The sequence below is a fragment of the candidate division WOR-3 bacterium genome, assembly GCA_011052815.1.
Lineage (GTDB): Bacteria > Hydrothermota > Tepidihabitantia > SM23-42 > SM23-42 > DRIG01.
In genome coordinates, this window is sequence record DRIG01000005.1 from 1 (window position 1) to 11,653 (window position 11,653).

At 43.0% G+C, this 11,653-nt stretch carries 12 protein-coding genes; 5 read left to right on the forward strand and 7 right to left on the reverse strand.

Annotated elements, in window-relative coordinates; genetic code table 11:
• The 7 genes from ENI34_00355 to ENI34_00385 all read right to left on the reverse strand — a co-directional run.
• Positions 1-755 (reverse strand): tRNA uridine-5-carboxymethylaminomethyl(34) synthesis GTPase MnmE (locus ENI34_00355; protein HEC77577.1); only part of this gene is annotated, 755 nt, incomplete at its 3' end.
• The gene (locus ENI34_00360) at positions 730-1,341 is read right to left on the reverse strand and encodes a hypothetical protein (protein HEC77578.1); all 612 of its coding nucleotides are present in this window, start codon (positions 1,339-1,341) and stop codon (positions 730-732) included. The genes ENI34_00355 and ENI34_00360, both read right to left, overlap by 26 nt.
• Entirely contained in the window at positions 1,338-2,876 is a 1,539-nt protein-coding gene (locus ENI34_00365) for a membrane protein insertase YidC (protein ID HEC77579.1), read from the reverse strand. The genes ENI34_00360 and ENI34_00365 overlap by 4 nt, the downstream gene beginning before the upstream one ends.
• A complete protein-coding gene (yidD, locus tag ENI34_00370) occupies positions 2,873-3,145 on the reverse strand; it encodes a membrane protein insertion efficiency factor YidD (protein ID HEC77580.1) in 273 nt (90 codons plus the stop codon). The genes ENI34_00365 and yidD overlap by 4 nt, the downstream gene beginning before the upstream one ends.
• Entirely contained in the window at positions 3,142-3,522 is a 381-nt protein-coding gene (gene rnpA / locus ENI34_00375; GenBank protein HEC77581.1) for a ribonuclease P protein component, read from the reverse strand. The genes yidD and rnpA overlap by 4 nt, the downstream gene beginning before the upstream one ends.
• On the reverse strand, positions 3,519-3,653 hold the full coding sequence (locus tag ENI34_00380) for a 50S ribosomal protein L34 (GenBank protein ID HEC77582.1): 135 nt from the start codon (positions 3,651-3,653) through the stop codon (positions 3,519-3,521). The genes rnpA and ENI34_00380 overlap by 4 nt, the downstream gene beginning before the upstream one ends.
• A 125-nt stretch (positions 3,654-3,778) precedes the next feature.
• On the reverse strand, positions 3,779-5,779 hold the full coding sequence (locus ENI34_00385) for a hypothetical protein (GenBank protein HEC77583.1): 2,001 nt from the start codon (positions 5,777-5,779) through the stop codon (positions 3,779-3,781).
• A 457-nt stretch (positions 5,780-6,236) separates the two neighbouring features.
• Between ENI34_00385 and ENI34_00390 the strand changes: the two genes are divergently transcribed.
• The 5 genes from ENI34_00390 to ENI34_00410 all read left to right on the forward strand — a co-directional run.
• Positions 6,237-7,778, forward strand: coding sequence for a HEAT repeat domain-containing protein (locus tag ENI34_00390; protein HEC77584.1), 1,542 nt, complete (start codon positions 6,237-6,239; stop codon positions 7,776-7,778).
• Positions 7,775-9,136 carry an HD domain-containing protein gene (locus ENI34_00395; GenBank protein HEC77585.1) on the forward strand — a complete coding sequence of 454 codons (1,362 nt, stop codon included), beginning with the start codon at positions 7,775-7,777 and terminating at the stop codon, positions 9,134-9,136. Before ENI34_00390 ends, ENI34_00395 begins: the two co-directional genes overlap by 4 nt.
• Positions 9,137-9,175: 39 nt before the next feature.
• Complete coding sequence (gene folP, locus ENI34_00400) at positions 9,176-10,363, forward strand: dihydropteroate synthase (GenBank protein ID HEC77586.1); 1,188 nt, start codon at positions 9,176-9,178, stop codon at positions 10,361-10,363.
• On the forward strand, positions 10,360-11,115 hold the full coding sequence (locus ENI34_00405; protein ID HEC77587.1) for a TIGR00159 family protein: 756 nt from the start codon (positions 10,360-10,362) through the stop codon (positions 11,113-11,115). Before folP ends, ENI34_00405 begins: the two co-directional genes overlap by 4 nt.
• A gap of 34 nt (positions 11,116-11,149) precedes the next feature.
• On the forward strand, positions 11,150-11,653 hold a 504-nt coding region (locus ENI34_00410; GenBank protein HEC77588.1), incomplete at its 3' end, for a S49 family peptidase.

Below are 11,653 nucleotides of genomic sequence, written 5' to 3' on the forward strand. Positions count from 1 at the left end.
ATCGCCCGGTCATAACCGACGAGTCGATTGAAAAGGGTCGATTTTCCCACATTCGCCCGTCCTATAATCAACACCTTATAACCTTCTTTTATCTTCATACCGAGCTCGGCACCATCGAGCAACAGATCGATCTCCTGAATGACCGCCTCCAGGGTATTATTGATGCTGGTACGGTCTTCAGTAAATTCCTCTTCCTCTCCGAAGTCGATATCCGCCTCAACCAGAACGAGCAGGTCGATAATTTTTGATTTCAATTCATAAACCTTTTTTGATAACTTTCCTTCATACTGGGCTATTGCCAGTTTGCGGGCTTCATCACACGGAGAATAAACAGTATCGAGCACCGATTCCGCCTGCAAAAGGTCGATCTTGCCGTTCAATAGAGCCCGTTTTGTAAATTCACCGCGTTCTGCGACTCTTGCACCCAGTTCTGTGAATAATCTGACCACCCGTTCGATGATCAACGGGTTACCGTGGCAGGATATTTCAACGACGTCCTCGCCTGTATACGAATGAGGCGCCAGGTGGAATACAGCCACGGCTTTGTCTATGACTTCTCTTGTATCAGGCTGGATAATATCACCGTAGTATGCACGATGGTTTTCAATGTGGTCTTCAATCGGCTTTGAGTAAAAAATCCTTTTTGTAAAAGATATTGCCTGGCTACCGCTTATTCTGACAACACCTATACTCGAATAACCAGCAGGCGTAGCACAGGCAACTATCGTATCATTCAGATTCTTTGTTGTTGTCATCACTTGGTGCTATGATTACATTTTTGCTAACACCCTTTCCAATGGTATATATTTTGACGCCCTTTATTTCCGCCAGTTTACTTTCCACAATCTGCTGTTCCTTTTTTGTCAAAGGATCCAGAGCCATCTCCCTGCCGGTCTGCAGAACGATCCGGGCGATCGCTTCTGCTTTTTTGCGCAGGAAGTTATTTCTTCGCATCCGATAACCACCGACGTCGACCAGTATCTTCAAATTCGGATGAAAGCGTTTCATAAGACGGGATATAAGATACTGCAGGGCCCAGAGGGTTTCACCTTTTTTCCCGATGAGTATGGCGTCGGTATGTTTCGTCTTTATATTCAGATAGAGTCCCTTACCGTCTTTTGTGATCGAAATATTGGGTTTGAATCCGCAGCTGGTAAGTATAAAGTTGGTCAATTCCTGCAGGTGTTTTTTCGCTTCTTTAATGGTAAGTTTGACGACGGTCTCTTCTTCGGTCTGCGAAATGACTTCATAATCCACCTCCTCCCTTCTTACTCTTAACGTTTTTAAGCCATTTTCGATTGCTTCGTTAAGATCCTTACCAGACGCTTCAACCACTTTCATTTTATGCCTCCTCTTTTAATTATTATATGCTCAACCAATGTCAAAATATTATATGAAAACCAGTATAATTGTAACCCCGAAGGGAAATTCAAAAATATGAACACCATAAACAAAGGCATTACAACGACCATAAATCTCTGCCGCGGATCAATGGTCGTCAGCAGCGATTGAACCAGCATCATGACACCCATGGCGATCGGCAGTACATAATACGGGTCTTTAAATGAAAGATCGGTTATCCAGAAGATAAAAGGTGCCTGACGGAATTCAATCGAAGAAATAAGCGTTTGATATAATGCGATGAAAATAGGCATTTGAATCAACAACGGCAGGCAACCGCTGAAAGGATTCACTTTATACGTTTTATAAAGATGCATCATCTCCTGATTCAGTCTCTGGGGGTCGTCTTTATATTTCTTCTGCAGTTTCTTCAATTCCGGCTGGATCAGCTGCATCTTATGTTGTGATTTAATCATCTGTCGGGAAAGCGGGAAGAAAATCAATTTAATCAGAATCGCGAAGATGATGATCGCCAACCCGTAATTTTTAAAGAGTGAGTAGAGAAGATTGAAGATCCCCAGGAAAAGTCTTGAGATCGGTCCTAAAAGACCTCCCGAACTCACCGCTTCATATCCTTTTTTGAATGCAGCGAGTTTTGAATATTTAATCGGCAGAAGCAATACCGAAACGTCGATATTTCCGGAGGTGATTATCTCGGCGCCGTACCGGTCGCCGCCGCCCCTCATAAAATAGCAACCAAAAGCCGAACGGTGAAATTTCCCATTCGATAGCCCTGCATTTCCCTCGCCAGGCGGTTGATACTTGGGCAGTTTATAGAAATTTATACTTTCGATTTTTGCCAGGTTGTTTATCACGAGCAGAAAATATTTACTCCGCAAACCCAGCCAATCAACATCGCCGGTGTAAGTGAATTTATCTTTTACCTTCTTTTTTAATTGTTCAACCTTTTTGTTCTTAAGATAAATATTGAAGTGTCTTAAATCCTCATTCGCATTCTTCTCTTCGGTGATCCGCATCCCGGCTTTAAGGTCAAGAATCTGCTGTTTCAATGTTTCCGGTACACTGACCGTCAATTGGAAGCCGTACGGTTCATTGAAGCGATATACCTTCTTTAAAGATTTTTCGTCTCCATAGGTAAAGACCACGGAATCATCAGCCACCTCCATATCAAAATCAAGGACCTCTTCAGGATTCGACTGTGTTATGAAAAGATATTGACCTTGAGGTATGATATCGACATTGTATTCTTTAAGATAAAATTCTTTTACTGAACCACCGGCTGAGCATAGAACCAACCTGTAATTTTCTTTATCGATAACCACGGTATCGAAAGCAGCCGGCATAACAGGAGACAGAGGTTCTTCGGTTGTTTTCTCTCCTGTCAAAAGAGTATCGGATTTTTCACCCGGACTTATCTTGTCCGCTACGGTCTTCGGTTTGCTCATCAAACTCCAGAACACAAGAATACCGATTATCAAGAGAAACGCCAGTGTCGTTCTGAAACGGTCGCTCATCTTCCACCTCCCTCCATAATCTTTCTTCTGTGAAAGATAAGCTTCAGGGCAGAGCCTTTTGGAGGAACCGGATCATAACCACCGGTAAAAAATGGATTGCATCGCAGAATACGCCAGGCGCTCAGAAGACCACCGGTGAAGACGCCGTGTACCTTTATCGCCTTGATTGCATAGCTTGAACACGATGGTGAAAACCGACAGACACGCGGAAAAAATCTACCAAAGGTGAATTGATAGATTCTGATCAAGAATATCATCACCGACTTCATCCCCTCTCCCTGAACTTTTTAAAAGCCCCCAGAATCTCTTTATGGGTCAAAGGACCGACTGCATAGAATATGACCTTCAGTCCTTTAAAAATTTCTTTATTCATTCTATATGCCTCCCTTAATAATCTTTTGACTCTGTTCCGTTTAACCGCGCCGCCAATCTTCTTGGAGGCAACAAAACCGGCTTGTGGCTTTTCTGAAAGCAGATAAATAATAATCAGATTGCCGGAACGGCTCTTCCGGCCGTTTCTGAAGATGCTTTTAATTACCTGCTTACCTTTCAGCCTCTCGATTTCCGGTAACCCAAATCTTTTGCACTTTTTGGTGTCTGTATTACAATCCTCTTTATCAGGCACCACAAGTTCAAAGAAAGCTATACTGCCAGGCGCTTTCTTTTCTTCTTGCGTCTTCTTTTTAAAACCGCACGCCCGTTCTTGGTTTTCATTCGTTTTCTGAAACCATGTTTTTTCTTTCGTTTCCTTCGACTCGGCTGGTAAGTTCGTTTCATTGCAGAATTATATGCAAAAAACCCGATAAGTCAATAGCAAATTGCAGGCCGTTTTCCGGTGATATTCCTTCAGCCCCCTCCCCTGTGTTTATCTACAATACAAAAAAGAACCGATCCGGTCTATATTACAATAACTTTAACATCTTCATAAAATTGCGGTCGCGTCGCAACTTATTCAATACTTTTGTTGTAACTATATTCACTACACATAGATTGAATTTCCCCTGCTGGCTCATCTGAAGTTCCCTGGTTAACTTCATCAATCTTCCTTTTTTGTACTTTCCTTCTAGATAAATAATTTCATCTTCAGCAGATCGTTTAATTATCTTTGACTGGGCAGCCCAGATCTGTTGCCAGGTACGGCGATTCGTCCAGATGGACCTAAATGTTTTATTAAGTATCTCCTGAAGACGACGGTGTTTGTGGATTTTACGAAGCACTTTTAATGAATCGGCTGCAATAGGCTGTGGTCGAGGAAAAGGCCTTCGGGATGTAATTCCAATCTTGAGATCCAAAAGCTGTTTTTCAATCAATTCCATTACAACTGCTTCGAGCATTCTGAACTTATTGGGATCAAAGACATGAATTTCTGCTGTCTTGCATTGAAGAATAATGGATTTCCCATAGAATATCGTTTTTCCTCTAACAATTAACCCGTACTTGTCTTTTGCTTGAAAGGTAAATTTCACCCATGTATCATGGTCGTAGTCTGTGGGATTATTTTGGAAACCGTTGAATAACTTCTGGCCGTTGTTTCGTAAAGAATTCAGAGATAGTGCATACACGAGTCTATTATTTTGATAAACTTTAACCAAACCTGATTTTGTAGTCGGTGGTGCAAGATTCCTTTCTTCAAAATTTGCGAAAATAGGGGAAATTATATTGCCTAATTGTTTTTTCTCTATAATTTCAACATAAGCCGTAGTTAAATCATCCTGGGGGTTTTCGCTCCTGCGTAAGTCACGGGCTGGAGGTGTAACGAATACCCACCGAAATTCAGACGTATCCAACTGTCGAATTTCGCTGTTTGATGGATTCTCATTTTTAATATAAAGGTCTTGGTCTCCCAGCTGCGAGTCACAAACTTCCGGTAAATCGCCACAGGCCCGTTGATGCACATAAGGATAACATTTTATCACCGGTTTTGCATCTATTTCGATAGACTGGGTATAGTTGTCGTCACCTAAAAGTTGAACTTTAATTATGGAAACTTTCCGTATTAATTTCAATGGGATAGACATACTACCGTTTCGTGAAGGACACTGCTTATCTACTTTTCCCCTATCTGGTAAATATTGTGATTGTAACTGGCGATTATTTAGCCAAGCGTCATCATCGATAATAATATTAAAATAAGGGACAAAACGACATCTCCAGGAAAATTTGAGATCATAATTAACCAAGGTTGCGGACAAAATTCTCAACCGTTGAGATGGATCGATCTGTATCTGTGTTGCTTCTGAGTGGCTATATACTCTGTTTTTATCATCCATAAAAAAACCATGAAATTTAAAATCATAAATATAACCGAAATTGTGCCGTAGTTTAATTTCATTATTTCTGGAGCCGAGATAAAACGTTAAACGAACATCATCATTATCCGGCAGATTGGGATCATATATCCATAAAGTCACCTTTTGGTCGGCACCAGCCGGCGCTTGTCTATCAGGGGCTCCTATGTCGTAGGCGTAAGCAACTACTCTATGACTATCTTTTATATCAAATGGATTAAGGTCATTCGCGTGTGCAATAAGTGTAATTGTAACCGGCTTGAATACGTCCAGTTTTCTTTTAATTTTATTCCACTCTTTTTGAGTATTCTTTCCCTGCTTACTATTTGAACTGCGTTGCTGATCAAAAATATTCCAGAGAGCATCCGGTGAGGCGGATCTTTTCTGGGCATTCCAGATTTCTTTATACAACGAATCCCCTTGCTGAGGTCGTTGTAAATCTCGGAATATAGGAATCGCCCTATAGAATCTATCAAGAGCTGTCCAGCACATTCCACCGCAGAATCCCATAGATATATTCTGGCAATAGCCATAAATTTCAAAGCATACACCTTTTCTCCAGCGATTAGCAAAGGGCCAGCCATGAATAGAGGGTTTAAAATATGTTGTTTTCATTTTTTCATCTCCTTGTTTTATCTTTCCATCTTCCTGTTTTTTAATACAGCAACAAAAAAAGGTACGTGCTTCAGCAGCATCACTGCTGAAATTCGTACCTTCTCCTTTCTCTATATAATTATATAAAATATTTGCAATTTGTCAAGACATAATTGCACTGACTCCTCTCCACTTTTTTCATCCTTCGCCCGCTCTTTTGTCATTCTGAAGGAGTCTGCCCCAAGCAGACGACTGAAGAATCTCAATGACTAATGATTGATAAAGATTCTTCGTTTCACTCAGAATGACAGAGAAAGAAGGCAAACTCAGACGTTGTCCTGAGTGTAACGAAGGAATGATAGAGAAAGAAGGGTCTTTAATAAATAAAAACGAAAAAAAGGAGAGGAGTCAGATAATTGCAAGCGTGAACACAACCTCGGTTACACTTATTGACTAAAAGGGATAATTGTCTATAATAATGAAAGTGACTGAGAGTGTGCAGGATATAGTTGTTTCCATGATAAAAACCGTGAAGGCAATACAGATGTATGGCCTGAATCACCCTTCTTCAAAATATTTTTATGACCCATTTTATAAAAAGATCACCGGATTTTTGAAAAATACTCCTGAACTGAATCTCCAGATAGAACAGTTTTCGATTCTTTATTCGAACGAGAAGGTCTATGAAGAGACTGAAAAGGACATAAGCGTCGCATTCCGTCTGTTCCGCGACGGCATCCGAAGTATCAGTTTCAGCAAAGGGCTGACATCTGACGAACTTCTTCTTTTTCTGGAAACAATAAGCCGGGTGACACGGGAGCAGGATATTGCATTGAATCTCTGGGAATGTGATTTCAGCCACATAAGTTTTTACGTGGTGGAAGAAGAGGAAGAAGTCATCGATTACAGGGCGCCTGAAGTGAAGGTGGAGAATATCGATTACGACGCGAAATTAAGAGAGATACTCGAGAAAGAAAAACTCGATCTTCAAGCACCGATCAACCCCGAGCTAAGTGAGGACGAACTGAATTATCTGAAGGCGGAAATTTCCAAAACGACGAAAGAATCATTCCTGGCGGTGGCGATCACCACGCTCCTTAATTTTTTAAGGGGTGAAAGAACCCAGGAGATAATCGACAGTCTCGTTGAGTTGCTTGAACGATGTATAGATACGCAGGACTTTTACCATGCACGGTTGATCGTCCACCAGTTGAAACAGCACGCCGGGGTCAATCCGATTGATAAGTTCGAGAATGAAACCACGATAATGGCGTTTCGGGACGTCGTGAACCTGGCTGAAGATGATGTCTTCAATGAATTCATCGCCTTCATCGGCCTCTTCTCCAAGAAATCGATCATTCACTTCATCCGATTACTGGTTCAGGTTAAACGAAAAGATCGGTTAGCCACGATGAGAAGTCGGCTCGCCTATATTATCCAGGATGATCCCACCCCCATTCTGACATTTCTCAACAGCAAGAACACCGCCATCCTGATAAACGCGATTGCAATCCTCGGCCTGTTGAAATTAAAAGGTGTTGTAACCTATCTCGAACCCCTGATAGAACATCCGGACCCTTATGTACGGATCGAAGTGATTTCAGCGCTGGAGAAGATCGGGAAGGGTGCGATTATCGCGAAGTTTCTGGACGACGAAGACACCCGGGTCAGGATTAAAACACTCCAGGTATTGACGAGAATCAGATATCTGAGGATATACGACAATCTGGTTCGGCGCATAAAGAACAAACAATTCCTTGATCTGGATTTTGCCGAACAGAAAGAGTATTTCAACTGTCTGGTCGCTACAGGCGGTAAAGAGGTTACCAAACAATTGAAAAAAATTCTCTTCAAGTGGAAGCTCTTCGGCAGGAAACGATACAGCACAATGAGAAAACTGGCGGCGATGGCGCTCGCCTTACTCAAAACCGACGACGCCCTTCAGATTCTGCAGCGCGGTGTCAAAAAGAGAAATAAGGATATAAAGAACGCCTGCAAGATGGCATTGAAACAGATATGAGTATATACGAATCAGGAAAACGCATCGTTTCACTTTTTTATGCCTTGATAAAGGCGGTTCAGGTCTATGACCTCAACAACGACGTCGTCCAGAACAGTGCCAAGCGGTTGATCGACTACATCAATACCCTTCTGACTCTCCACTCCCATATTGAACTGGTCAGATACAGGGATTATGTCTTTTTCAACAAACAGAGATTAAGATTCGAGATAGACGGATATGCAAGCCTGCAGTTCGTCCATGACAAACTGAAAATTTTGAACATAAGGTCATTGACCATAATCCCGGGGATTGAAAAGAACGAAATCATTCTCTTCGCCTCGATCTTCAAAGAAAATCAAGAACTCTTTTCCCGACAATTCTCTTCAAAGAGGTTTCAGCACATCAGTGTTGATTTCTCCACCGGTGAGGACGAGATACCGGACTTTCTTAAGAACGGCGAAAAATTAAAAAGAACCTATTTCAAGGCGTTGAAGGTAACGAGAAACCTGATGCACAATCTCTGGACGAACCAACCCGTTGATGTCCGACACTCCCGCCGTATTGTCTATGGCCTGATCGATTCCCTGTCGCGTGATGAATTCGGGCTCATCGCCTTGACCGCGATAAAGAATTTTGATGAATATACTTACAATCATTCTTTGAATGTCGGAATCTTATCCCTTGCCCTGGGACAGAGACTCGGTATCAAAAAGAAAGACCTGGCTGATCTGGGAACCGCGGGCCTTCTCCATGATATCGGGAAAGTCGAAATCCCGAAAGAATTAATTTATAAGTCAGGACGCTTGACCGATCGGGAATGGAACATCCTTAAATTACACTCGGACTTCGGTGTCAAACAGATTTTGAAGACCAGGGGGCTTGATGACACCGGCCTGGTCTCGATGACCGTCTCTTATCAACATCACTGGAACTTCGACGGCACCGGCTATCCTGAACATGACCCCGCCAATAAACCGGTTCTCTTCTCGAGAATCGTAAGGATCTGCGATTCATACGATGCAATGACCACTCCGCGGATATACCAGCCTGTCCCCTATCTGCCTCCGATTGCGGTAAGGGTCATCTGGAAACTGCGACAGAAATGTTTCGATCCGACCCTGGTCAAGATCTTTGTTCAGCTTCTGGGAGTGTATCCTGTAGGCAGCTGTTTGAAACTCAGCAGCGGCGAAACAGGATTGGTCATCAGACAGAACCAGGGAAGTCCTGAACTTCCCATATTGAAGATAATCATCGATAAAGATCAAAAGAAGATCGACGGTAGAATCGTCGACCTTACGGTTGAAAAAGAGTTGAAGATAATAACTCCGATATATGCACAAAAATACGGTATAAACCCCTCTGAATATTTTGTTTAACCCCCTATTATATTGACAGTCTTATAAATTATAAATATAATGTATATTGTGAGACAATTGATATTAAACAAAGCGGAACTGGTATTAAAAGAATTAAAACAGCTCGGCGTGGATCCCGAAGCATATCAGATATTCATACGAAAAGCAGAACACAGGATTATAAAACTCGAAGGTCTCTCCTGCGCCCAGGCGAATGTATTGAAACAGACGGCACTCATCTGTGGCGCAGATCTGGCAATCCCGAAGACCGCATATTACGGCGGCAGATCAAGAAAGGTCTGCGCGGTTCTCTTCGCCAATCTGCGGGAGATCGAAAAGATCAGAAGACGCCTCCAGGAACAGCCGTGGCTGCGGAACATAGCAAAAGAACTGGAAACACTCCTTAAGCAAAGGACTCCTCTCTTTTTAAAGATAGGAAGAGAGAAATTTGAATTCAAACGTACATATATTATGGGGGTAATAAACGTCACCCCGGATTCATTTTACAACGGGAGCCGCTACACGATCAGAGAGATAGTGGAAAAGGTGGTGGTCGAAATGGAACAGGAAGGAGCTGATTTTATCGACATCGGTGCGGAATCATCAAGACCCGGTGCACCACCTGTTGATAAGAAAGAAGAACTCGAACGGCTGAAAAAGGTTCTTCCCTTCGCCGTCAAAAAGACGAAACTGCCGATTTCCATTGATACCTACAAGGCAGACGTCGCATCATTCGCGATCGACGCCGGTGCCAGAATAATAAACGACATATCAGGGCTCGGCTTTGACAAAGGAATGGCGAAGGTCGTCGCCAGAAACAAAGTGGGATTGGTCATTATGCACATCAAAGGAAAACCAAGAACAATGCAGATGAATCCTCAATATAAAGATTTAATGGGAGAAATATACGATTATTTGAAAAAAAGAATTGAGTTCGCATTAGAAAAAGGTATTGATGAAAACCGCATCATAATCGACCCGGGACTCGGTTTCGGCAAAAGGCTGGATGATAATTATGAGATCATCAACCGTCTTTATGAATTGACCTCCCTGAACAGACCGATCCTTGTAGGCCACTCGCGTAAATCATTTATCGGCAAGCCCTTTAACATCTCACCTGAACAACGCCTGGAAGGCTCCCTTGCAGTTGAAGCCCTCCTGATTCAAAACGGTGCTTCGATCCTCAGGGTACATGATGTTTTCGAAGCCAAGAAAGCGGCTTTGCTGGTGGACAGGATAAAAGAATGAGACTATTCGGATTCTTACCTTTAAGAGCGATCGACGTGGTGGACATCATCGTCGTGGCGATCCTGTTGTACGAGTTCTTTAAGTTCGTCAAAGGGACCAAAGCCACACCCATTCTCATAGGATTGGCTCTCTTCTTTCTCGTTTCGTTCATCGCACGCTGGCTTGACCTGAAAGCCCTGTCATGGATTATGAGCTCAATACTTGCGGTGTGGGTCGTGGCGTTCGTTATCGTGTTCCAACCGGAAATACGAAACGCCTTGGCCCGTATCGGCCGACAGCGTCCGATAAAATTCTTTCTTAAAGTGGAAGAATCTTCTGTCATCGATGAAATCGTCGATGCGGTCAAAAAGATGTCAGAAGACAAAATCGGCGCCCTGATTCTCATTCAGAAGAGTATTGGTTTGAAAGATATTATTGATACAGGTGTGCGCATAGATGCACAGGTAAACTCATCACTCCTGAGGACGATCTTCTTTCCCGACACCCCACTCCATGATGGAGCCTGTGTTATTTCCGGAGAAACCATAGTCGCTGCGGGATGTGTTCTTCCGCTGAGCGAAAACCCCAATCTCAGCGGTAAATACGGCCTCAGACACCGCGCCGCCCTGGGAATAGCCGAACAGAGCGACGCCCTGTGTATCGTTGTTTCCGAAGAGACGGGTCGAATCTCCTTGGCATATAAAAGCAAACTCGTCACAAAGGTCGACATCAACATCCTGAAACGATCAATGGAAACGATATTAAAGGAATAAAAGTAAAAACAGTATCTTCCTTTCGGAGGTAAAAATGAAAAAAAATTATCTTATAATCATCGTCACGCTTTCTTTCGCCGTCATAATCGGATTGCTCATCGGGCTGAATATGAAAAGTTTTTATGGAGGGGGCTATACCGGCGGGAATATCGGAGTGATTGAAATTGAAGAAGTCATCACTTATTCGAAATACATCGTCGATGACCTCAAGGACTTCGGCGACGACCCTTCGATCAAGGCGATTGTAATAAGAGTCGATTCTCCGGGCGGCGGCGTCGCCGCTTCCCAGGAGATCTATGAACAGGTCAAGAAAACCCGTGAAAAGAAAAAGGTCGTCGTTTCAATGGGCGGCGTCGCCGCTTCCGGCGGCTATTATGTTTCTCTGCCGGCGGATGTGATCGTCGCCAACCCCGGAACCATCACCGGTTCAATCGGTGTCATTATGGAATTCCCGATATTCGAGGAGTTGCTCAAAAAACTGGGCATTGATTTTGAAGTAATAAAATCACGGGAGCATAAAGACATCGGTTCACCTTTC

Excerpts from the sequence above, each read along its gene's own strand:
- ENI34_00405 (HEC77587.1), top strand. The coding sequence starts at position 10,360 with ATGAGACTATTCGGATTCTTACCTTTAAGAGCGATCGACGTGGTGGAC.
- ENI34_00360 (HEC77578.1), bottom strand. The coding sequence starts at position 1,341 with ATGAAAGTGGTTGAAGCGTCTGGTAAGGATCTTAACGAAGCAATCGAA.
- ENI34_00385 (HEC77583.1), bottom strand. The coding sequence starts at position 5,779 with ATGAAAACAACATATTTTAAACCCTCTATTCATGGCTGGCCCTTTGCT.
- ENI34_00395 (HEC77585.1), top strand. The coding sequence starts at position 7,775 with ATGAGTATATACGAATCAGGAAAACGCATCGTTTCACTTTTTTATGCC.
- yidD (HEC77580.1), bottom strand. The coding sequence starts at position 3,145 with ATGAAGTCGGTGATGATATTCTTGATCAGAATCTATCAATTCACCTTT.
- folP (HEC77586.1), top strand. The coding sequence starts at position 9,176 with ATGTATATTGTGAGACAATTGATATTAAACAAAGCGGAACTGGTATTA.
- ENI34_00390 (HEC77584.1), top strand. The coding sequence starts at position 6,237 with ATGAAAGTGACTGAGAGTGTGCAGGATATAGTTGTTTCCATGATAAAA.
- ENI34_00365 (HEC77579.1), bottom strand. The coding sequence starts at position 2,876 with ATGAGCGACCGTTTCAGAACGACACTGGCGTTTCTCTTGATAATCGGT.
- ENI34_00380 (HEC77582.1), bottom strand. The coding sequence starts at position 3,653 with ATGAAACGAACTTACCAGCCGAGTCGAAGGAAACGAAAGAAAAAACAT.